The 22,802-nt window shown below is 61.8% G+C and carries 19 protein-coding genes; 13 read left to right on the top strand and 6 right to left on the bottom strand.

What is annotated here, in order from left to right; all coding sequences use genetic code 11:
* Positions 1–114: 114 nt before the first annotated feature.
* From ACJ8HH_RS06220 to ACJ8HH_RS06205, 4 genes are read left to right on the top strand one after another with little or no spacing between them, the layout of a single operon-like run.
* On the top strand, positions 115–1,125 hold the full coding sequence (locus ACJ8HH_RS06220) for a 2-aminoethylphosphonate ABC transporter substrate-binding protein (protein WP_197766189.1): 1,011 nt from the start codon (positions 115–117) through the stop codon (positions 1,123–1,125).
* A gap of 2 nt (positions 1,126–1,127) precedes the next feature.
* Entirely contained in the window at positions 1,128–2,258 is a 1,131-nt protein-coding gene (gene phnT / locus ACJ8HH_RS06215; RefSeq protein ID WP_370739128.1) for a 2-aminoethylphosphonate ABC transport system ATP-binding subunit PhnT, read from the top strand.
* 1 nt (position 2,259) lies between these two features.
* Positions 2,260–3,123, top strand: coding sequence for a 2-aminoethylphosphonate ABC transporter permease subunit (gene phnU, locus ACJ8HH_RS06210; RefSeq protein ID WP_060427719.1), 864 nt, complete (start codon positions 2,260–2,262; stop codon positions 3,121–3,123).
* A 2-nt stretch (positions 3,124–3,125) separates the two neighbouring features.
* Positions 3,126–3,929 carry an ABC transporter permease gene (locus ACJ8HH_RS06205; protein WP_033653903.1) on the top strand — a complete coding sequence of 268 codons (804 nt, stop codon included), beginning with the start codon at positions 3,126–3,128 and terminating at the stop codon, positions 3,927–3,929.
* A 46-nt stretch (positions 3,930–3,975) separates the two neighbouring features.
* Here the strand turns inward: ACJ8HH_RS06205 and kdgR are convergent, their stop codons facing one another.
* Complete coding sequence (gene kdgR / locus ACJ8HH_RS06200) at positions 3,976–4,767, bottom strand: DNA-binding transcriptional regulator KdgR (RefSeq protein ID WP_089187163.1); 792 nt, start codon at positions 4,765–4,767, stop codon at positions 3,976–3,978.
* Positions 4,768–4,998: 231 nt separating this feature from the next.
* Here kdgR and ACJ8HH_RS06195 point away from each other — a divergent pair, with 231 nt between their 5' ends.
* The gene (locus ACJ8HH_RS06195; protein WP_033646331.1) at positions 4,999–6,393 is read left to right on the top strand and encodes an MFS transporter; all 1,395 of its coding nucleotides are present in this window, start codon (positions 4,999–5,001) and stop codon (positions 6,391–6,393) included.
* 100 nt (positions 6,394–6,493) lie between these two features.
* Here ACJ8HH_RS06195 and ACJ8HH_RS06190 read toward each other — a convergent pair whose 3' ends face one another.
* The 5 genes from ACJ8HH_RS06190 to ACJ8HH_RS06170 all read right to left on the bottom strand — a co-directional run bounded on the left by ACJ8HH_RS06190 (position 6,494) and on the right by ACJ8HH_RS06170 (position 12,000).
* Positions 6,494–7,201, bottom strand: a complete 708-nt coding sequence (locus tag ACJ8HH_RS06190) for a hypothetical protein (protein ID WP_049196132.1) — start codon at positions 7,199–7,201, stop codon at positions 6,494–6,496.
* Positions 7,202–7,438: 237 nt separating this feature from the next.
* Positions 7,439–8,317: a protease HtpX gene (gene htpX, locus ACJ8HH_RS06185; RefSeq protein ID WP_033638291.1), complete on the bottom strand. Its 879-nt coding sequence runs from the start codon at positions 8,315–8,317 to the stop codon at positions 7,439–7,441.
* 310 nt (positions 8,318–8,627) lie between these two features.
* Positions 8,628–10,676 carry a carboxy terminal-processing peptidase gene (gene prc, locus ACJ8HH_RS06180; RefSeq protein ID WP_033638289.1) on the bottom strand — a complete coding sequence of 683 codons (2,049 nt, stop codon included), beginning with the start codon at positions 10,674–10,676 and terminating at the stop codon, positions 8,628–8,630.
* 19 nt (positions 10,677–10,695) lie between these two features.
* The gene (gene proQ / locus ACJ8HH_RS06175; protein ID WP_033638287.1) at positions 10,696–11,406 is read right to left on the bottom strand and encodes an RNA chaperone ProQ; all 711 of its coding nucleotides are present in this window, start codon (positions 11,404–11,406) and stop codon (positions 10,696–10,698) included.
* 96 nt (positions 11,407–11,502) lie between these two features.
* Positions 11,503–12,000, bottom strand: a complete 498-nt coding sequence (locus ACJ8HH_RS06170) for a GAF domain-containing protein (protein WP_033638286.1) — start codon at positions 11,998–12,000, stop codon at positions 11,503–11,505.
* 255 nt (positions 12,001–12,255) lie between these two features.
* Between ACJ8HH_RS06170 and yebS the strand changes: the two genes are divergently transcribed.
* The 8 genes from yebS to ACJ8HH_RS06130 all read left to right on the top strand — a co-directional run bounded on the left by yebS (position 12,256) and on the right by ACJ8HH_RS06130 (position 22,792).
* A complete protein-coding gene (gene yebS, locus ACJ8HH_RS06165; protein WP_077039038.1) occupies positions 12,256–13,503 on the top strand; it encodes a membrane integrity lipid transport subunit YebS in 1,248 nt (415 codons plus the stop codon).
* Complete coding sequence (locus ACJ8HH_RS06160) at positions 13,472–16,102, top strand: PqiB family protein (protein ID WP_048322070.1); 2,631 nt, start codon at positions 13,472–13,474, stop codon at positions 16,100–16,102. The genes yebS and ACJ8HH_RS06160 overlap by 32 nt, the downstream gene beginning before the upstream one ends.
* 102 nt (positions 16,103–16,204) lie before the next feature.
* Positions 16,205–17,641 (top strand): 16S rRNA (cytosine(1407)-C(5))-methyltransferase RsmF, encoded by a 1,437-nt coding sequence (gene rsmF / locus ACJ8HH_RS06155; protein ID WP_442520220.1) that lies wholly within the window; start codon positions 16,205–16,207, stop codon positions 17,639–17,641.
* A 274-nt stretch (positions 17,642–17,915) separates the two neighbouring features.
* Positions 17,916–18,455 carry a Csu type fimbrial protein gene (locus ACJ8HH_RS06150; RefSeq protein ID WP_033638282.1) on the top strand — a complete coding sequence of 180 codons (540 nt, stop codon included), beginning with the start codon at positions 17,916–17,918 and terminating at the stop codon, positions 18,453–18,455.
* 2 nt (positions 18,456–18,457) lie between these two features.
* Positions 18,458–18,961, top strand: a complete 504-nt coding sequence (locus tag ACJ8HH_RS06145) for a Csu type fimbrial protein (protein WP_071883799.1) — start codon at positions 18,458–18,460, stop codon at positions 18,959–18,961.
* 5 nt (positions 18,962–18,966) lie between these two features.
* The gene (locus ACJ8HH_RS06140; RefSeq protein ID WP_195892014.1) at positions 18,967–19,515 is read left to right on the top strand and encodes a Csu type fimbrial protein; all 549 of its coding nucleotides are present in this window, start codon (positions 18,967–18,969) and stop codon (positions 19,513–19,515) included.
* A 24-nt stretch (positions 19,516–19,539) separates the two neighbouring features.
* A complete protein-coding gene (locus ACJ8HH_RS06135; protein ID WP_033638279.1) occupies positions 19,540–20,304 on the top strand; it encodes a fimbrial biogenesis chaperone in 765 nt (254 codons plus the stop codon).
* A gap of 67 nt (positions 20,305–20,371) precedes the next feature.
* Entirely contained in the window at positions 20,372–22,792 is a 2,421-nt protein-coding gene (locus ACJ8HH_RS06130) for a fimbria/pilus outer membrane usher protein (protein WP_197766187.1), read from the top strand.
* The last annotated feature ends 10 nt before the right edge of the window (positions 22,793–22,802 follow it).

Here is a 22,802-nt window from a genome sequence, read left to right as displayed (position 1 = left end):
TGCCGGCAAATATATTTTGCCGCTTTCATTTGTTTGTCATATTCGCCGATTAGCGTGGCCGCATATCTGGTGTATACCAGTTACGCATAAATCCGCAACAGTGAGGCTGAAGCTATGAAACTTTCTCGTCTGGTCGTGATGACCGCCATCGCACTCGGCTCCGCGCCGGCCTGGGCCGCCGACGCGGTGGTGACCGTCTACTCCGCCGATGGTCTGCACGCTGGCGATCACAGCTGGTATCAAACCCAGTTCGGCGCCTTCACTCAGGCAACCGGCATCAAGGTGCAATACGTCGAAGGCGGTTCCGGCGCCATCGTAGAGCGGCTGTCGAAAGAGCGCAGCAACCCGCAGGCCGACGTGCTTGTGACGCCGCCGCCGTTCATCCAGCGCGCCGCCGCGGAAAAACTGCTGCAGGATTTCACCCCGCAGGATGCGGCGCAGATCGCCGACGCTCAGCCGCAGTTCGTGCCGCTGGTAAACAACTACCTGAGCTTCATCTATAACGCCAAACTGTTGCCGCAGGCGCCCGCCAGCTATCAACAGCTGCTGGACGCGCAGTTCCGCAACAAGCTGCAGTACTCCACGCCGGGCCAGGCCGGTGACGGCACCGCAGTATTGCTGCAGGCGTTTCACAGCTTCGGTAGCAAGGACGCCGGTTTCGACTACCTCGGCAAGCTGCAAAGCAACAACGTCGGCCCTTCCGCTTCCACCGGCAAGCTGACCGCGCTGGTCAATAAAGGCGAGCTGTTGGTGGCCAACGGCGATCTGCAGATGAACCTGGCGCAGATGCGCAGCAACCCGAACGTGCAGGTGTTCTGGCCGGCCGGGCCGGACGGCAAGCGCAGCACGCTGGCGCTGCCTTACTATGTCGGCCTGGTGCAAGGCGCGCCGCAAAGCGCCAACGGCAAAAAGCTGATCGACTTCCTGCTGAGCAAAGAAGCGCAGAGCAGCGTTAGCGCCATGTCCTACGGCATGCCGGTGCGTAAGGACGTCATCCCGAACGACGATAACTTCAAGCGGTCGCAGGCGGCGCTGGAAGGCGTGGACATCTGGGCGCCGGACTGGAATCAGGTGGTAAGCAGCCTGTCCGCCGATATCTCACGCTGGCACAAGGTGACCGAATGACGCTGACAATGCCTTCTACCCTCTCTTCCCGCGCCGAGGCACAGGATAACAGCCTCGACATCGCCGGGCCGTCGGGCATCCAACTCGACCGCGTCAGCGTGTCGTATCGCGGCACCGAAGTGCTGAAACCCCTGACGCTCACCATCGCCCCCGGCGAAGTGCTGGCGCTGATCGGCCCCTCCGGCTCGGGCAAAACCACCGTGCTGCGGGCGATCGCCGGTTTCGTGCAGCCTTCCGCCGGGCGTATTGCCATCGGTGACGTCGATGTCACCGACGTGCCGCCCTATGAGCGCGGTCTGGGCATGGTGGTACAGAACTACGCGCTGTTTCCGCATATGCGCGTCGAGGACAATGTGGCGTTCGGCCTGCGCGCCCAGGGCAAGCCGCGCGGCCTCACCGCCGAGCGCGTCGAGGAGGCGCTGGCCATCGTCGGCATGTCCGCCTACGCCAGGCGTTATCCCAGCCAGCTCTCCGGCGGCCAACAGCAGCGCGTGGCGATCGCCCGCGCCATCGCGGTGCGCCCCAAAGTCTTGCTGCTGGATGAACCGCTGTCGGCGCTGGACGCGCAGATTCGCCACAGCATGGTGGAAGAGATCGCCCGCCTGCACCGCGAGCTGCCGGAGCTGACCATCCTGTACGTCACCCACGATCAGGGCGAAGCGCTGACGCTGGCGGACAAGATTGGCATCATGCGCGACGGACACCTGATCGCCCACGGCGAGACCCGCGCGTTGTACCGTCATCCCACAAACCGCTTCGCCGCCGAGTTCCTCGGCCGCGCCAACCTGCTGCCGGCCACCGCGCTGGAAACCACCGCCGGCCAAGGCATGACCACCGTCAGCTGCGCCGGAAAAGTGATCGGCTGTTTCACCTACGGCGCACAACGCGGCTTCGACAAACTGCTGTGCATTCGGCCGCAGCATATTGCGCTCGATGCCGATGCCCAGCGTAGCAACTGTATCGTCGGCACGCTGCGCGATATTCACTGGCAGGGGGAGTTGACGCACCTGCAGTTCGACGCACAAGGCCACCCGCTGCGCGTGGTCACCACCCATCAGAGCCGGATGCCGCAGATCGGCGAGCGCGTGCCGCTCTATTTCGCCCCTGACGACGCGGTACTGATCGAGGACTGACATGACCGACTCTACGCTTATTCGCCCGGCCCGGCGGCCGCGTTCACCGCGCCGTTTATGGATCCTGCTGCCGCTGCTGGTGCTGGCGACGCTGTTTTTCTATCCGCTGGCGCTGATCGTCAAACAGGCGTTTACCGACGATCAGGGGCTGTTCAGCGCCGCCGCGCTGCAGCAGGTGTTCGAATCCCGACGCTTTGTCAGCGCCCTGCTCAATACGCTGCAGATTGCGCTGCTGGCGACGCTGGGCTGCCTGGTGCTCGGCACCCTGCTGTCGCTGCTGCTGGTGTTCACGCCGTTCCCCGGCAGCCGGCTGATCGCCTGGGTGATCGATACCTTTATCGCCATGCCGACCTTCCTGATCACCTTGGCCTTCACCTTTATCTACGGCTCCGCCGGCCTGCTGAACGGTACGCTGATGGCGACCTTCGGTTTCACCCTGCCGCCGGTAGACTTTCTTTACTCCATCTGGGGCGTGATCCTGGCGGAAATCACCGTGTTTACGCCGCTGGTGATGCGTCCGCTGATGGCGGCGCTGTCGCAGATCGATCGCAGCCAGCTCGAAGCCGCCAGCATCCTCGGCGCCCGGCCGGGGCGCGTGGTGCGCCAGGTAATTTTACCCGCCGCGCTGCCGGCCTTGCTGGCCGGCGGCAGCCTGTGCCTGCTGTTGACCACCAATGAGTTCGGCATCGTGCTGTTTATTGGCGCCAAGGGCGTCACCACGCTGCCGATGATGGTCTACTCCAAAGCGATTCTGGAGTCGGATTACGCCGTCGCCTGCGCGATCGCCGTCGTGAATATCGCGCTGTCACTCGGGCTGTTCTCCCTTTACCGCTACGCCGCGGCGCGCGCCGGGCTGAGGAACTGACGATGTTGATTTGGTCTCGCACCGGCCGCACCCTGACCTGCACGCTGGCGGTCACGTTGTTCGCGCTGTTCTTCTGCCTGCCGCTGGCGGTGATCCTGATGTCCAGCCTGAGCGAACAGTGGAACGGCGTGCTGCCGAGCGGTTTCACCTTCAGCCACTTCCGCCAGGCCTTTGGCGGCGCCTCCTGGGACGCGCTGGTCGCCAGCCTGGCTATCGGTTTCAGCGCCAGCCTGTTCGCGCTGCTGTGCGGCACCTGGGCGGCGTTGGCACTGCGCCACCATCAGGGGCGCGGCCAGCGCCTGCTGAGCACGCTGTTCTTCATTCCCAGCGCGGTGCCTTCGGTGTCGATCGGTCTCGGGATGCTGGTGGCGTTCAGCCAGGGGCCGCTGCAGATGAACGGCACCTTCCTGATCGTGCCCGTCGCGCACTTCGTGCTGATTTCCGCCTTCACCTTCGGCAACGTGATGGCCGGGCTGGCCCGGCTGCCTGGCGACTACGAGAACGTCGCCGCCAGCCTGGGCGCTTCGCCGCTGTTCCGCCTGCGCCACGTCACCCTGCCGATGATCGCCCCCTATATGATCTCCGCCTTCGCCCTCAGCCTGTCGCTGTCGATGGGAGAGCTGGGCGCGACCATGATGATCTACCCGCCGAGCTGGGCAACGCTGCCGGTCACTATCTTCAGCCTGACCGATCGCGGCAGCATCGCCAACGGCGCGACGCTGACCATGATCCTGGTGGCGGCCACGCTGTTGCTGATGTTAGTGCTGGAACGGATTTCGCAGCGGCTGACGCCGGGCGTGAAATAGCCACAAGGCGCTGCCATGGCAGCGCCTTGTTCATGGAAGCGAAGGGTCAGAACGGATAGTCGTGATAGCCCTGCTGTTCACTGATGCGCCGGGCGGCGACGTGCAACAGCGCCACATACTCCTCCCGCGCCGCTTCGGAAAAGCGCAGCGTCGGGAAGGAGATGCTCAACCCGGCGATCGCCACCCCAAACCGATCGAATATCGGTACCGCGATACAACGGATCCCCACTTCCTGCTCTTCGGCATCTTCGCCGTATCCCTGCTCACGCACCCGCTCCAGCACCGGCAGCAGTTCGGCGGCGCTGGTCAGGGTATGCTCGGTGCTGCGGGTAAATTCAATCTGCGACAGGATCTGCGCCACCTCATCCCGATCGCGCCAGGCCAGCAGCACTTTACCGATGGCGGTGCTGTGCAACGGGTTGCGGCGACCGATGCGCGAATACATGCGCAGGTTGTACATCGCGTCGATCTTGTGGATATAGACGATACCGTCCTCGTCCAGGGCGCCAAGGTGGATGGTTTCGCGGGTGCGGTTCGACAGTTCGCGCATCTGCACGTCGGCGCTGCGGATCAGATCGACGTTCTGCAACGATTTGGCGCCCAGCTCGAACAGCTTGAGCGTCAGCGCATATTTTTCCGTCTCGCCTTCCTGCGAAACGTAGCCCAGCGCTTTCATGGTCTGCAGAAAACGGTAGACGGTGCTTTTGGACATCATCACCCGCTGGGACAGTTCAGTAATGCCAATCTCGCGCTCATCGCCGAGCGCCTGCAAAATACCGAACACTTTCATTACGGATGAGACGGCATCCGGTTGCTTGTCTGAATCTGCGTTAGCCATGGCGAATACCCTACTTAACGGTTCTGTTTCAGGAAATTTAAACAAGGGTTTCAGTATAATCGGAACAGATCGCGACGCGCAACGCAGTTGAACGCTAAGCGATTGAAGCCAAATGGATAACCGCCGGCCCGCTCACCGCCGTTTACAATTCAGCGGACAAGGGGCATGCAATCATGGGCGAATATGATTAGCATGATAATACTCCCCTGAATAAATACCGCTGAGACCAACATGCGTCCTTGTTCCGACGGCCTCCCCGTCCCGCAACGCTATGGGGCGATCCTCGCCATCGCCCTCGGCATTACCGTATCCGTGCTCGACGGCGCGATAGCCAACGTGGCGCTGCCCACCATCGCGCGCGATCTCAACGCCAGCCCGGCCAGCTCCATTTGGGTGGTTAACGCCTATCAGCTGGCGATCACCGTCTCTCTGCTGTCGCTGGCGTCGCTCGGCGATCTGATCGGTTATCGCCGCATCTATCAGGCCGGGCTGCTGGTGTTCAGCATCACCTCGCTGTTCTGCGCCCTGTCCGACTCGCTGCTCACGCTGACCATCGCCCGCGTGCTGCAAGGCTTTGGCGCCGCCGCCATCATGAGCGTCAACACCGCGCTGATCCGCATCATCTATCCGCAGCGTTTTCTCGGCCGCGGCATGGGCATCAACTCGCTGATCGTCGCCTGCTCCTCGGCGGCCGGGCCAACGGTGGCGGCGGCGATCCTGTCGGTCGCTTCCTGGCAGTGGCTGTTCGCCATCAACCTGCCGATCGGCCTCGTCGCGCTGCTGCTGGGCATGAAGTTTCTGCCGGCCAACGGCCAAAAAAGCGATAACCGCCGTTTCGATCCCACCAGCGCCGTGCTGAACGCGCTGACCTTCGGCCTGCTGATCACCGCCATCAGCGGCTTCGCCCAGGGCCAGAGCCTGACGCTGATCTTCAGCGAGATCGCCGCGCTGCTGGCGATTGGCGCGGTGTTCGTGCGCCGCCAGCTGCGCCAGGAATTTCCGTTGCTTCCGGTCGACCTGCTGCGCATCCCGATTTTCGCCCTGTCGATGGGCACCTCAATCTGCTCGTTCGCCGCGCAGATGCTGGCGATGGTATCGCTGCCGTTCTTCCTGCAAAGCGCATTGGGCCGCGACGAAGTGGCGACCGGGCTGCTGCTGACGCCGTGGCCGCTGGCGATCGTCGTCATGGCGCCGATCGCCGGCCGGCTGGTGGAGCGCGTGCACGCCGGCCTGCTGGGCTGCATTGGGCTGGCGGTGTTCGCGCTCGGGCTGTTCTCGCTGGCGCTGTTGCCCGCGGACCCGTCGAATGGGGACATCATCTGGCGCATGGTGCTGTGCGGCGCCGGTTTCGGCCTGTTCCAGTCGCCCAACAATCACACCATCATCTCCGCCGCGCCGCGTAACCGCAGCGGCGGCGCCAGCGGCATGCTGGGCACCGCTCGCCTGCTGGGGCAAACCTCGGGGGCCGCGCTGGTGGCGCTGATGTTCAACCTGTTCCCCACCTCCGGCACCCACGCATCGCTGGTCCTGGCCGGCGTGTTCGCCACTCTGGCGGCGGCGGTCAGCAGCCTGCGCATCACCCAATCGACGGCGCAAACGGCGCAGCCAAGCCGCGAGGTGAAATAGCGGCCATAGAAACAGCCGAAACCCCATCGATTCTAAAGCCGGCGGTTCCAGCAATGCGGCCGGCCTGAATCACGCCGCGCCTGGTGTGATACGCTTGGCGTCAGTCGCCGCTCCTCAACGGGCTGCGGCCTTGTTGCAAACACGCTAAATAGGCATCGTCATCCGGATACCAGCCAACAATGTGTTGGCCGTCGTTATCCTCCCCCTCAAAGGCCTTCAGCAGGTCTGAAGCGAACATGCGCGTGATCGGTTCAGCGGACTGCGCGCTGTCGATTCGACAGTCGCAGCGCGTCTCTCCGTCAACCTGAACGAAGTTCTGCAATGAGGCGAGACATCGCGCGTCGAGATCGCCATGTACATGGATAAATTCCCCCGTTTCTACCAGGGTGAGCACGGCCAGATTTCCCCCCACCACAAACGCGCCGTCGTTTCCAGAGCTGCAATAGGCATGGCGTATGCGGGCATCGTCACGCACGAGCAGCTCGCCCAAACAAATCAGCGTATCCGACTGCAGCCGCCCCAGCACAATGATGCCGCCATCCTCCCGCTGGGGTGACACCGCCATGCACCCCTCTACGATCAAATCTCCTTCTACGACCAGATAATCGTAATCGTGCCTGTCGTTCTCGTCTGGGAAAAACGATGGGAGGTGCAGGTCGCCTGAATGCCAGCGTATAGCTGGCTGTTCAGAATCGTAACCATTCCGGTTTAACAACTCTGCAGACGCATCGGCGACGCCGCCCGCCAATATGGTAAGGCGCGCCAGCGCCTCATCACAGCCGAGCAAGGGAAGAGCGTTGATTTTCATAGGGCCTCAGGGACAGACGTTATGGTGCCAAAGCATATAGCATGAGCTTCCCAAACCAAGCAAGCGAAGGCGTCAGGCATGGTAGCCTGCAGCGGCTAGCGTACCGCGAGAGGCGGAAAGGCCGTATTCAAATCGCGAAATCTGACACTTGAATCAGCATCCTCCACCTGAAAAAGCGATTTCGTCATGCCATAAAAAAACCCCGGCGAGCCGGGGTTTTTCCTTTCATTCAGCCGATTACTTCAGGTACTGGCCGGAACGCAGCGCTTCGATGCGCTTGTCGAGCGGCGGGTGCGACATGAACAGCTCGCTGAACGACTTGGATTTGCCGTTGATGCAGAACGCCATCATGCTGCCCGCTTCCTGCGGCTCGTAGCTGGTTTTCAGGCGCTGCAAGGCGGCGATCATCTTCTCGCGGCCCACCAGCTTGGCGGAACCGGCGTCGGCGTAGAACTCGCGGTGACGCGAGAACCACATGGTGATGATGCTTGCCAGGATGCCGAACACCAGTTCCAGCACCATCGACACCGCGAAATAAATCATCGGGTTGCCGTTGCCTTCCCCTTCACCGTCGCGGTTGCCCAGGAAGCCGGCGGCGACCTGCGCGATCAGGCGCGAAATGAAGATGACGAAGGTGTTCACGATGCCCTGAATCAGGGTCATGGTCACCATATCGCCGTTGGCGACGTGGCTGATTTCGTGCGCGATGACCGCTTCCGCTTCGTCGCGGCTCATGCTCTGCAGCAGGCCGGTGCTGACGGCGACCAGCGAGGCGTCGCGGCGCGCGCCGGTGGCGAAGGCGTTGATGTCCGGCGCGTGGTAGATAGCAACCTGCGGCATGGCGATGCCCGCCTGCTGCGACTGACGGCGCACCGTTTCCAGCAGCCAGTTTTCGGTTTCGTTACGCGGTTGTTCAATCACTTCCCCGCCGACGGAGCGCAGCGCCATCCACTTGGACATCAGCAACGACACGAAAGCGCCGCCGAAGCCGAACAGACCGGCCATGATCATCAGGCCCTGAACGCTACTGGATTGGATTCCTGTCAGGCTGAGCACCAGCCCGAAAACCAACATCACCGCCAGGTTGGTGAGCAGGAACAGAGCTATACGCATCATAAAATGTTTACTTCCTCATAAATGTTAACAAAACGCTGTCGAAGATACCCTAGATCGTATGGGCATTCGTCACAGTTTCAAGAGTCGCGCGTCATTAACCTACTAAAAATACGAAACTTTACAAAAACGGCGCGCGACCAGGATTTGGCAAATTGTAAACGATTGTTGCGTAAGGCGGAGGGGTTTTTTGCCATAAATTTGTCAGGCGACGCATAAGCCCGCCCCCATTCCCCCTGCAGGGAAGCAGGCCTTCGCGTCACCATAAAAAAACGCACCCGAGGGTGCGTTTTTCATCCTGCCGGACGCGGCCTTATTTGGCCGGCGTTGGCTGCTGAGCGGGCCGATCTTTTTCCAGATGAGCCAGCTCCAGTGCGATATGCACGGTTTCATCCAGGTACGGATCCGGTTCCTGGTAATCCTTCGGCAAATCGTCGAGCGATTTCAGCGGCTTCTTGCCCGCACGTTCCAGGCGCTCGTTGATGCGTTTCAAACGGGTCGCATCGTCGTCGTGGTTCTCTTTCTCGCGCACCGCCAGATTGAGGGACACGATGTTGCGTTTATCCTTCAGCGCCTTGTAATGCGCGATATCCTGCGCGATGTACTGGAACTCCGGATTCTGCGCGATGCGCTGCTGGTGATCTTTCAGCAGCTCCGGCTCGAACGGCGCCATATCGCCGGTCTTGCTGTAGGTCGCCGCATTGATGCTGTCCCACGGCATGGCGTTGTCTTCAAACGCTTCGCCGGTTTCCGCCGGATCGACGCCGGTCGGCATCAGAATGTCCGGGGTCACCCCTTTGCGCTGGGTGCTGCCGCCGTTGACGCGGTAGAACTTCTGAATGGTGTACTGCACCGACCCCAGCGCCGGCCACTCAGGGCGCAGCATCTGATCGTAGATGCGGTTCAGCGAACGGTACTGCTGCACGGTGCCTTTACCGAAGGTCGGCTCGCCGACGATCAGCGCACGGCCGTAATCCTGCATCGCCGCCGCGAAGATCTCGGAGGCGGAGGCGCTGAAGCGATCGACCAGCACCACCAGCGGGCCTTTGTAGTAGGTCACGCCGTCGGTGTCGGCGTCTTCGCGCACTTTGCCGTTGTTGTCGCGCACCTGCACCACCGGGCCGCTCGGAATGAACAGGCCGGACAGCGACACCGCTTCGGTCAGCGCGCCGCCGCCGTTGGTGCGCAGATCGATGATCACGCTCTTGACGTTCTGCTTGGCCATCTTCTGCAGCTGCACTTTCACGTCATCGGTCAGACCGACGTAGAAGCCGGGGATGTCGAACACCGCCACCTTCTCTTTGCCGACGGTCTTGATGGTCATTTTCACCGCGCGGTCTTCCAGGCGGATGCGCTCGCGGGTAAGGGTGACCACGCGGGTTTTGGTGCCCTTGCCTGCCGGCAGGATCTCCAGGCGCACCTTGCTGCCTTTCGGCCCTTTGATCAATGACACCACGTCGTCCAGGCGCCAGCCGATCACGTCCACCATCGGTTTGCCGGCCTGGCCGACGCCGACGATGCGATCGCCCACGGTGATCGCCTTGCTCTTCGCCGCCGGGCCGCCCGGCACCATCGAGTTTATCAGGGTGTAGTCGTCATCCATCTGCAGCACCGCGCCGATGCCTTCCAGCGACAGGCTCATCTCGGTGTTGAACTGCTCGGTGTTGCGCGGAGACAGATAGTTGGTGTGCGGGTCGATTTCATGCGCAAAGGCATTCATCGCCAGCTGGAAGACGTCTTCGCTGTTGCTTTGCGTCAGGCGCTTGATGGCGAACTGATAGCGCTTGGTCAGCGTGTCGCGGATTTCTTTGTCGGTCTTGCCGGTCAGCTTGAGGTTCAGCTCGTCATAGGTGACTTTCGCATCCCACAGGCTATCCAGCTCGGCCTTGTCTTTCGGCCACGGCGCTTTGCTGCGGTCGAGATCGATAGTGCCGTTGCCGGTGAAGTTCATCGGCTTGTCCAGCAACGACAACGCATAGGTGTAACGCTCAAAGCGGCGTTTCTGCGCCAGATTGAACAGCGCGTAGAAGGTGTCCAGCTTGCCGGTTTTCAGCTCTTCGCCAACCTGATTGCGTTTGCCGGCGAACTGCGCCACGTCGGAGGCCAGCAACACGTTATGGCTGTAGTCCAGCATGTTCAGGTAGCGATCGAAGATCTTGCCTGAAAACTCCGCGTCGAGGGCAAACTGGCGGTAATGAGAGCGAGTGAAGCGCGAGGTGACGCGCTCACTCACCGTAGCGTGCTGAGGTTCCTGTTGCAGTTGAGGCAGTTGGCCGATGCGGATGTTGGCTGTTTCCGCGCCGTAACTGACACCCGCCCACAGCAGCCCTGCAATCGCTGTTAATCTGACGAATTTGTTCATGCCTGGGTTGGCCTCCGTATCAGAACTGCAAGTGTTCTGCGCGCACAATCATCGCCAGACCGGAAGAGAGCTGCACACGTACGCCATCTTTAGCGATTTCGAGTACGGTAGCATCCATCGCGCTCTTGCCTGCTCTGACTTTGATTTCCTGGCCAATTTGCAGTTTAGAGATATCCGTGACTGGCGCATAACGCGGCTGGTTTTCCTCTTTTGCTGCACGAGGTTGACGAGCTGGCTGTGGGCGAGTTTGTGGGCGCGGCTTGCGGTTCTCCGGCGCGGCTCCGCCTTCGCGACGTGCAGCGGGCTTTTTACCGGCTGGGCGCGGACGGCGTGGCGCGGCATCGGCGGATTCACCGGCGGCTTCACGTTTTTTGGCGTTTTGTTCGGCACGCTGTGCCTGAACGCGCGCTTTGGCTTCTTCAAGCTGCTGGCGAGCATGATCGACATGCTGCTGCTCCAGTTCACCGCACGGATTGCCGTCCAGATCGACGCGCTGCGCGCCGACTTTGACGCCGTACAGGTAACGCCAGCTTGAGGTGTACAGGCGCAGGGCAGAACGCAATTGCGTTTTGCTGAGATTCTCTTCCCCCTGCACGCGCTCTACCAAATCCTGAAAAATACCGATTTTCAGCGGACGAGCTTCGCCTTCGGCGCTAAAGCAGAGCGGAAAACGCTCGGCAAGAAAAGCAATGACTTCTTTACTAGAGTTCAACTTAGGTTGATTTTCCATGAAATTTCCTGATTACAACGGTATTGCCAACAAGCCACAGGCATGAACAGGCGTCATTATAATGACGCCATCGGTAATTGCCACGTTAACCGTCGATCAACTTGCCGCCACAGTCACATATTTCGCACTGTCGCACTGTTCCAGTTGCTCACAAAGCCCCGCCACCACGGCTTTCAGGCCCGCTTCGTCCTGTTCGTCGAAGCGTTGATAAACCGTGCTGTCGATATCCAAAACGCCGATCGCTCGGCCGCCAACCGCCAGCGGCAGCACGATTTCCGCGTTGCTGGCCGCATCGCAGGCGATATGGCCCGGGAACGCATGCACGTCGCCGACGCGCTGCACGCGATTTTCCGCCACCGCCGTGCCGCACACGCCCTTGCCCACCGGAATACGCACGCAGGCGATCTTGCCCTGGAACGGCCCCAGCACCAGCTGGCCGCCATCCATCAGATAGAAACCGACCCAGTTCACGTCATCCAGACGCTCGTTGAGCAACGCGCTGGCGTTGGACAACGCCGCGATAAAGTTGGTTTCCCCGCCGAGCAACGCGCTCAGGTCACGTTTTAATTCCGCGTAGAATTGTTCTTTTGTCATGTGATAACCATTGAAACAGTGAAGATGGCCAGAAGCCCAAAGCTTAGGCCCTATAAAATAAGCATTAAATGCGTATAGCCACAAGGTTAATCATCTGTTGCTTCACAAAACCCTGTCGCTCGGGGTATGTTTGCCGCTCAGAATCCCGGTTTACCTCGTTTTACCGTCCGGCGCCCGATCGCCAGTGACGCGGCCGGTTTATTTTTCAGCTACGCTGACAGTTCCGGCGGGCTCAAGGGCAGCGACTTGTCAAAGATGAAAATACACGCGATCACCGCCCCCCTTTCCAAAGCGCGCCACCAGCGCTGCTGCGAGTGCGATCTGCTGTTCGTGCTGCCGCCGCTCAGCGGCAACCAGGCCGCCTATTGCCCGCGCTGCAACGCCAAGGTGGTGAACGGCCGCGACTGGTCGATGACGCGCCTGACCGCCATGGCGATCGCCATGCTGCTGCTGATGCCGTTCGCCTTCACCGAACCGCTGATCAGCATCCGCCTGCTCGGCACGCGCATCGACGCCAGTTTGCTGGAAGGCATCTGGCAGATGAGCCGTCAGGGCGACCCGCTTACCGCCAGCATGGTGGCGTTCTGCACCATCGGCGCCCCGCTGACGCTGGCGCTGTCGTTGCTGTACCTGCGCTTCGGCCACGCGCTCGGCATGAACCTGCGGCCGGTGCTGCTGATGCTGGAGCGGCTGAAAGAGTGGGTGATGCTGGACATCTATCTGATCGGCATGGCGGTGGCGGCGATCAAGGTGCAGGATTACGCCGACATCCAGGCGGGCAGCGCGCTGATCGCCTACCTGTCGCTCACCCTGCTCAGCATCCTGACGCTGATCCACGCCAACCTGGAGCAGCTGTGGGAGCGCTACTATCCGCAGGAACAGCCGAAAGGCCCGCCGGCGGCGCTGCACATTTGCCTGTCCTGCCACTATACCGGCTACCCCGACGCGCGCGGCCGCTGTTCGCGCTGCCACGTGCCGATGTGCCACCGCCAGCCTTACAGCCTGCAGAAAAGCTGGGCGGCGCTGATCGCGGCGATGATCCTGTTGATACCGGCCAACCTGCTGCCGATTTCCATCATTTACGCCAACGGCGTGCGCCTCGAAGACACCATATTCTCCGGCGTGGTCTCGCTGGCCACCTCCGGCAACGTGCCGATCGCCGCCATCGTGTTCATCGCCAGCGTGCTGGTGCCCTTTACCAAAGTGATCGTGCTGATCACGCTGTTGTTCAGCATTCACTTCAAAACCTCGCACAGCCTGAAGACGCGCATTCGTCTGCTGCGTCTGGTCGCCTGGATCGGCCGCTGGTCGATGCTCGATCTGTTCGTTATCGCCTTGATGATGTCGCTGGTAAACCGCGACCAGCTGTTATCTTTTACTATGGGACCGGCCGCGTTTTACTTTGGCTCGGCGGTCATTTTGACTATTCTTGCCGTTGAGTGGCTGGATAGCCGATTGATTTGGGATGCACATGCAACAGGAAACGCCGACTACACCGACTGAAGCGCGGGTCAAGAACAAGCGCCGCATTTCACCGTTCTGGTTACTGCCGTTCATCGCCCTGCTGATCGCCGGGTGGCTGGTCTATAACAATGTCCAGGAGCGCGGCACCACCGTCACCATCGATTTCCAATCGGCGGCGGGCATCGTCGCCGGCCGCACGCCGGTACGCTATCAGGGCGTAGAGGTCGGCACGGTGCAGAAAATCAGCCTGAGCAAAGATTTGCGCAGCATCGTGGTGGAGGCCAGCATCAAAAGCGATCTGGAAGACTCGCTGCGCGAAGGCACTCAGTTCTGGCTGGTGACGCCCAAAGCCTCGCTGGCCGGGGTCTCCGGGCTTGATGCCCTGGTCGGCGGCAACTATATCGGCATGATGCCCGGCAGCGGCAAGGAGCAAACTCACTTCACCGCGCTCGATACCCAGCCGAAATACCGCCTGAACACCGGCGAGCTGATGATCCACCTGCACGCCGACGATCTCGGCTCACTCAACAGCGGCTCGCTGGTCTACTACCGTAAAATCCCGGTCGGCAAGGTGTATGACTACACCATCAGCGAAGGCAACAAGGGCGTGACCATCGACGTGCTGATCGACCGCCGTTTCGCCAACCTGGTGAAGAGCAACAGCCGCTTCTGGAATGTCTCCGGTTTCAAGGGCGATTTCAGCCTGTCCGGCGCGACGGTACAAATGGAGAGCCTGGCGGCGCTGGTCAACGGCGCCATCGCCTTCGATTCGCCGGCCGATGGCCAGCAGGCCAAGGGCGATCAGAGCTATACCCTGTATCCGGATCTGGCCCACAGCCAGCGCGGCGTCAATATCCTGCTGGATCTGCCGAACGGCAACAGCCTGAGTGAAAACCGCACGCCGCTGATGTACCAGGGGCTGCAGGTCGGCACCCTCACCAAGCTGACGTTGCAACAGGACAGCAAAGTGGTCGGTGAACTGACCATCGATCCTTCGGTGGTCGATCTGATGCGCAGCGGCACCCGCATCGTGATGCGCAGCCCGCGCATCAGCCTCAACGACGCCAAGCTCAGCCAACTGCTGACCGGCACCACGCTGGAGCTGGTGCCGGGCGAAGGTGAGCCGCAGCAGCGCTTCAACGTGCTGGACAGCAGCGAAACGCTGTTGCAGCAGCCTGGCGTGCTGACCGTCACGCTGAATGCGCCGCAAAGCTACGGCATCGACGTTGGGCAACCGCTGGTGGTGCACGGCGTGAAAGTCGGCCAGATCCTGAGCCGCACCCTGACCGCCGGCGGCGTGGTGTTCACCGCCGCCATCGACGCGCAGTACCGCGGCCTGCTGCACAAAGACAGCAAATTCGTGGTCAACAGCCGCCTCGACGTTAAGCTGGGCATCGACGGCATGGAAGTGCTCGGCGCCAGCGCCCAGGAGTGGGTAGACGGCGGCGTGCGCATTATTCCCGGCAGCAAGGGGGAACCGGGCGGCCAATACCCGCTGTACGCCAACAGCGAGAAAGCCGAGGAAGGCATCGTCGGCAACGCCCCTTCCACCACCCTGACCCTCAGCGCAACCAGCCTGCCGGACGTGCAGGCCGGTTCGGTGGTGCTGTACCGCAAATTCCAGGTGGGCGAGATCGTCAACGTTCGGCCGAAGGCCAACGAGTTTGAGGTGGACGTCTACATCAGCCCGGAATACCGCAAGCTGCTGACCCGCGAAAGCATCTTTTGGGCCGAAGGCGGCGCCAAGGTGCAGCTCAACGGCAGCGGGCTGACGGTGCAGGCTTCGCCGCTTAACCGCGCGCTGAAAGGCGCCATCAGCTTCGACAACCTGCAGGGCGTGACGCTCAACAAGGGCGCCAACCGCGTGCTGTACGCCAGCGAAACCGCCGCCCGCGCGGTGGGCAGCCAAATCATGCTGCGAACCTACGACGCCAGCAAGCTGTCGGCGGGCATGCCGCTGCGCTACCTCGGTATCGACGTCGGCCAGGTGGAGTCGCTGCAGCTGGCGCCGGAGCGCAACGAAGTGTTGGCCAAAGCGGTGCTGTATCCGGAATATGTGCACACTTTCGCGCGTCTGGGCAGCCGCTTCTCGATCGTTTCGCCGGAGATCTCCGCCGCCGGCGTCAGCAATCTCGATACCCTGCTCCAGCCTTATATCAACGTGGAGCCGGGGCGCGGCCGCGAGCTGCGCACCTTCGAGCTGCAGCAGGCCAGCATCACCGACTCGCGCTATCTCGACGGCCTGAGCGTAGTGCTCGACGCCGCCGAAACCGGCTCGCTGCAGATCGGCACGCCGGTGCTGTTCCGCGGCGTAGAGGTCGGTACCATCACCGGCTTCTACCTTGGCGCCATGTCCGATCGGGTGCACGTCGCGCTGCGCATCAGCAAGAAATATCAGCATCTGGTGCGCAACAACAGCGTGTTCTGGCTGGCTTCGGGTTACAACCTGCAGTTCGGCCTGACCGGCGGCGTGATCAAGAGCGGCACCTTCCAGCAGTTCATCCGCGGCGGTATCGCCTTCGCCACGCCGCCGACTATTCCGCTGGCGCCGAAAGCCACGCCGAACAAACACTTCCTGCTGAATCCGGAAGAGCCTAAGGACTGGAAAACCTGGGGCACCGCCATTCCGCGCGATTAAATTTCGCATTTTCCTCAGGGCCTGGCATCGCCGGGCCCTGTTTTTTTCCGCTTTGTGATAAACTCTCGCCCTTATCTTTATTGCACCCTGAGAGTTCGCCCCGTGGCCAAATCCACCGCCGTTTTTCTGCCCCCCGCTTTCCTTGACGCCACCCGCGCCATCATGCCCGCCGAGCTGGCGATGGACGATTTTATCGCCGCCTGCCAGCGCCCGCTGCGCCGCAGCCTGCGCGTCAATACGCTGAAAATCAGCGTCGCCGATTTCCTGGCGCTGGTGCAGGATTACGACTGGCGACTGGAGCCCATTCCCTGGTGCGCGGAAGGGTTCTGGATCGAGCGCGACGATGAAGAGCTGCGCCTGGGCAGCGCCGCCGAACACCTGAGCGGCCTGTTCTACATTCAGGAAGCCAGTTCGATGCTGCCGGTCAGCGCACTGTTCGCGGGCGGCGCGGCGCCGACTCGGGTGCTGGACGTGGCGGCGGCGCCGGGATCCAAAACCACCCAGATCGCCGCGCTGATGGGCAATCAGGGCGGCATCGTCGCCAACGAATACTCCGCCAGCCGGGTGAAAGTGCTGCACGCCAATATCAGCCGCTGCGGCGTGAAGAACACCGCGCTGACCCACTTCGACGGCCGGGTGTTCGGCGCCGCGCTGCCGGAGAGCTTCGACGCCATTCTGCTCGACGCCCCCTGCTCCGGCGAAGGCGTGGTGCGCAAGGATCCGGACGCCATGAGCAACTGGTCGCCGGAAAGCGTGGCCGAGATCGCCGCCACCCAACGCGAACTGATCGACAGCGCGTTTCATGCGCTGGCGCCGGGCGGCGTGATGGTTTACTCCACCTGCACGCTCAATGCGCAGGAAAACCAGCAGGTGGTGCGTTGGCTGCTGGACACCTACGGCGACGCGGTCAGCATCGAGCCGCTGGGCGGGCTCTTCCCCGGCGCCGACAAGGCGCTGACCGCCGAAGGTTTCCTACACGTCTTCCCGCAGATTTACGACAGCGAAGGCTTTTTCGTCGCCCGCCTGCGCAAACGGCGCGCCGTGGCGCCGTTGCCGAAGCCGACCTACAAAGTCGGTAAATTCCCGTTCAGCCCGCTGTCCGGCAAAGAAGCGGCGCAGGTCGCCCAAGCCGCCGCCGCATCCGGCTTAACCTGGGGCGATGACGGCTGGCTATGGGAGCGCGACAAAGAGATCTGGCTGTTCCCGGCCGAGTTGGAACCGCTGTTCGGCAAGGTGCGCTTCTCGCGCATCGGCCTCAAACTGGCGGAGCGTTTCCCTAAAGGTTTCCGCTGGCAGCACGAGGCGGCGGTCGCGCTGGCCGGCACCGGCGGCAAAGCGCATTTCGAGCTGGACGCCGCGCTGGCGCAGGAGTGGTATCACGGCCGCGATCTCTACCCGGAACTGCCGCCGGCGGGCGATGAATGCATCGTCACCTACCAGGGGCAGCCGCTGGGCATCGCCAAGCGCATCGGCAGCCGTATCAAGAACAACCTGCCGCGCGAGCTGGTGCGCGACGGCGCGCTGGATTTCCACCTGTAAACGATACCGCGCCGGGGAATTAAACGCCCCGGCGATAAAATAACGCTAATAATATTCCCATCACCGTTCGTTATTATTCTAATCATTTCAATTTATCGGTATACCTCACCTGTAAGCCCCGTCAGCCGGGGGATGGGAATAAAAAGTTTCTCGCTTTCATCAAGACAATTCCCGATTCTTATTCTATTAATTAAAGTGCAGCTAAATGAATACGTTCAACCCACCTCTGGGTGGCGTCTTTGCGGGCTTTCTCTCATACGGCAAGGAATATAAGATGAAAAAAACTCTGATGGCATTGACCTCGGTAGCAACCCTGCTGTGCGCCAACGGCGCGGCTAACGCAGCAGGCACCATTCAAGGCACGCTAGGCGTGACGCTGACCATCGGCGCCGGTTGCGTCGTGGGGGGCGGCAACAGCAGCGGTTCCGTCAACGACTTCGGCTCCATCAGCTTCGGCACTTACTCTTCACTGGCCAACATTATCGACGCCAGCGCCACCGGCGCAGGGGGGGCCGGTACGCTGTCATTGACCTGCACCACCGGCACAGACTACACAGTGGCGCTGGACAACGGGCTCCACGTCACGTCAGGCACCCAACGCCGCATGGCCAGCACGGCAGGCGCATTCATCAGCTATAACCTTTACCAGGATGCCGCGCGCACCACCGCCTGGGGCAGCGGCGCCAACGCGCTGACCGGCACCGGCACCGGCGCCGCCGTTCCGCTGATCGTGTATGGCCGTGTGCCGGCGGCCGGTTCTACCCCGGCGGCGGACACCTATAACGACACCGTCACGATGACGGTCACCTGGTAACGGTGCGGCACGCGCTTTGCTGCGGCGGATTATGGGCGTGCAGTCTGTTGGCGCTGGCCGACAGTAAAACGGCGACCCTCGGCGTCAGCGCGACCTTGCTCAGCGCCTGTGAAGCCGGCAGCAGCTCAGGCGGCAACGTCAGCTTCGGCACGCTGAATTTCGGCACGCTGTATTTTCTCAGCACCGCCACCAGCGTCGCCGGGCAGCAAAACGCCGGCGCCATTCGGGTGAAATGCACCAACGGCACCAGCTACAGCGTTCTGCTTGGCGGCGGGCAAAGCGGCAATACCGCGGCCCGCTACCTGCAAAGCGCGGCCGGCCAACGGGTGAATTACAACCTGTACACCAACGCCGCCCACAGCACCATTTGGGACAATCTGACGGGCGTGTCACAAACCGCCAACGGTTCGGACAACTGGCTGCCGGTCTATGGCATGATTCCGGCGCAGTCCACGCCCCCGACAGGCAGCTACACCGACACGGTACAGGTCACGATCAATTGGTAATGACGATGCGCGCTTCCATTTGCGGTTTGCTGTTCTGCCTGCCGCTTTCCCCGGCCCAAAGCGATACCGGCGTCAACGACTTGACCAAAAGCCAGCCGTTCACCGTCAATGCAACCGTGGTAAAAGGCTGCGTATTGGGCAGCGGCGTCAGCGACGTGACCACCTTCGGCACCCTGAACTTCGGCCAGCTGTCCTCGCTGAGCAACGCGATCAGCGTCGTCTCCAGCAGCGGCGCCGGTTCGGTGCTGTTTCGCTGCAACCCGGGGCTGAGCGTTACGCTGGCCCTCGGCGTCGGCAATCATGTGACCGGATCCATCGCCGGCGGCAGAAAATTACAAAACGCCGCCACGTCGGAAACGCTGCTGTATCAACTTTATCAAGACAGCAACTACGCCACCCTTTGGGGGGATGGCGCCAACGGCGGCGCGGCGCAGACCGTCGCCGCCACCGGCAGCACGCAAGAAATCAAGGTTTACGCCCGTCTGTTTTCGACCAGTACCCTGCCCACCAGTGGCGTTTACAGCGATACGGTCTTGTTGACGGTCACTTATTAAGTTTTTTTGCAATAAGGATGAGTTATGCGCATACCCTTCCGCCTGCCGTTAACGGCAGCCCTGCTCCTGGCAAGCCAGCAGCACGCCCTGGCCGCGGCCTCCATTCTCATTTGGCCTATCGATCCGGTGATTGAAGATCAACAACAGGCCACCGCGCTGTGGCTGGAAAATCGCGACAGCAAACCGGTCTATATGCAAATTCGCGTGTTGGGTTGGCGGCAAACCGCCGGCAAAGACGATTACAGCAACCAAAGCGACGTGATCGCCAGCCCGCCGGTGGCGTCGATCGCGCCAGGCAAACGCCAGCTGATACGCCTGATCAAACAGTCGGCCCCGGCGGCGGGACAGGAGCGCGCCTACCGCATTTTGGTCGATGAGGTACCGGTGAAAGAACAATCGTCGGGCGCCGCCCCCGGCGGTGCGGAGATGGGGCTGAAATTCCAGATGCGCTACTCGGTGCCGCTGTTCGTCAGCGGCAAGGGCATTTGGACCAAACAGGACAGCGAAAAACCGCGCGATTACGCGACCGCCAGCCAACCTCAGCTCAGCTATCGTCTACAGCAGCAAAGCAGCGAACGCTGGCTGGAGGTGCGAAATCAAGGCGCAGTGCATGCCCGCATTTCGAAAGTGACGCTGCAAGGCCGCAGCCTGAATCCCGGCCTGATGGGATACGTGCTGCCCGGTTCGCAAATGCGCTTCGCCTTGCCGCCCGCCGGCGGTTTCAGCAGCGGCAAGCTGATGGCCACGGTCAATGACAACAAACAGCCCGTAGCCATTCCGTCTTATTGAGGCCCAGGTGCAGCCGACAGGGAGGCTATCGACGCGGCGTTTCAGCCTTAGGCCGCTGGCGTTTGCCATGCTGAGCATGGCGGCCGGCGGCTGGCTGCCGTTTGCGCTCGGCGACGATCTGCCGCCGCCGCCCAGCGCCGTCAGCATGCCGGACACCACGCTGTATCTGGAGCCGGTCGTCAACGGGCGCCAAACCGGCAACGTCGTGCCGGTCAACTACCGCGGCGGCCATTACTACATGACGCCCCAGCAACTGCTCGACGCCGGGCTGCCGGTAGCGGATAAGCAGGCGAAAGAGATCGCCGTCGATCGGCTGGAGAAGGTGGATGTCAGCTACAGCGGCGAGAGCCAGCAGTTGCTGATCAACGTGCCCAACGACTGGTTGCCGCAGCAAACCATCGGCGCCCATTCACCGTTGCAGCGCTTGCCGGCGCAAAGCAGTCTGGGTTTGCTGTTCAACTACGATATCTATGCCAGCCAAAGCAACGGCAATGGCCGGCCGGGCTACCTGTCGGCGTGGAGCGAACAGCGGCTGTTCGACGGGTTCGGCGTCATCGCCAACACCGGCATCTACCGCAGCGGGTTTAACGGCGGGCCGAACGACGATGGCGGGCGCTATATTCGATACGACAGCTACTGGCGTTTCAACGACGACCAGCGGATGCTGAGTGTGATCGCCGGTGACCTTACCACCGGCTCGCTCCCCTGGAGCAGCGCCGTGCGCATCGGCGGCTTGCAATTGGCGCGCAATTTCGCGGTGCGCCCGGATCTTATCACCTACCCGCTGCCGCAATTTTCCGGCCAGGCGGCATTGCCCAGCAGCGTCGATTTATACATCAACAGCTATAAAAACAGCACCACCAACATCAATCCCGGGCCGTTCACCCTCAACAGCGTGCCCTACATTAACGGCGCGGGTCAGGCCACCGTCGTCACCACCGACGCCCTCGGCCGCCAGGTCAGCACCACGGTGCCGTTCTACGTGGCCAGCAACCTGCTGCAGACCGGCATGAGCGATTTCAGCATTTCCACCGGTTTGCTGCGGCGCAACTACGGGTTGAGTTCTGCCGATTACGGGCAATGGGTCGGCAGCGCCAGCTTACGTTACGGCGTCACTGATTGGTTAACCCTGGAAGGACGCGCCGAAGGCGCAGCCGAGTTGGCGGTTGGCGGCGCCGGCGCCGACCTTCGCGTCGGGCAATGGGGGGTTCTCAACGCGTCCTACAGCGTCAGCCAGGCCGGCGATGAAGCGTTTAACGGCGGACGGGCGATACAATCCCCCACCTATTACGATCCGCTGACCGGCAGGCCGTTGCAACAGCCGGATCCCCAGCCCGTCTATCGCTACACCGGCAACCACGGCGATCAGAGCAGCTTTGGTTACACCTACAGCAACCAACGTTTCAGCCTCAACGCCCAACGCATCCTGCGCAGCGCCGATTTTGGCGACATTTCCGTGTATAAAAGCGACTACCGCCTGAGCCGCCGCACCGATCAGTTGACCGGCAGCGTCAGCCTGGGCCGGCTCGGCAGCCTCGGCGCCGGTTATTTTGACGTCCGCGACGCCATCGCTCAGCGAACCCGCCTGGTGAACCTGTCCTACAGCGTGTCGCTTTGGCGCAACAGCAGCCTGTATGCCTCGCTGAACCGGGAAATCGGCAGCAGCGGTTACAGCGCCCAGCTGCAGCTCTCCATTCCGTTCGACAGCTGGGGCACGGCCAGCTTCAGCGCCGCGCGCGACAACAACAACCGCTGGAGCGAACGCGTCAGCTACAGCCGCGCCGCGCCGACCAATGGCGGTTTCGGCTGGAATCTGGCCTACGCCAATAACCCGAGCGGCGGCGATTACCGCCAGGCCGATCTGACCTGGCGCACCCGCAGACTCGAAGCCCGAGCGGGCGTATACGGCACCCGCGATGAAACCAACCACTGGGGAGAAATCAGCGGTTCGCTGGTGGCGATGAACGGCGGCGTGTACGCCACCAACACCATCAACGATGCCTTTGCGCTGGTGTCCACGCAAGGATACGCCGACATTCCGGTGAGCTATGAGAACCAGCCGATCGGCAAGACCGACGCCCAGGGCTATTTACTGGTGCCGACCGTCACCTCTTACTACCATGCGAAATTCCAGATTGATCCGCTCAGCCTGCCCGCCGACGTCGCGCTGCCGACGGTGGAAAAAACCGTCGCCATTCGCGATCACAGCGGTTTTCTGGTTGAGTTCCCCATCCAACCCATCTCCGCCGCCGACGTCGAACTGGTTGACGAACAAGGCAAACCGTTGGCCAACGGCAGCCAGGTGGCGGTGGTTGGCAGCAATCAGCAAAGCTATGTCGGTTGGGATGGCATGACCTATATCGACCCGGTGCAACAGCACAATCGGCTGAGCGTGATCCCGGCCGACGGCGGCCCGCCGTGTCAGGCGGAATTCAGCCTGGCGAAGCCTCAGGGCATCCAGCGCGTCGGCCCGGTTGTCTGCCGCTAATTCAACGACG

This window comes from Serratia sp. CY32780 (assembly GCF_052169135.1).
Lineage (GTDB): Bacteria > Pseudomonadota > Gammaproteobacteria > Enterobacterales > Enterobacteriaceae > Serratia > Serratia sarumanii.
This window is presented reverse-complemented; position numbering and strand designations above follow the sequence as displayed.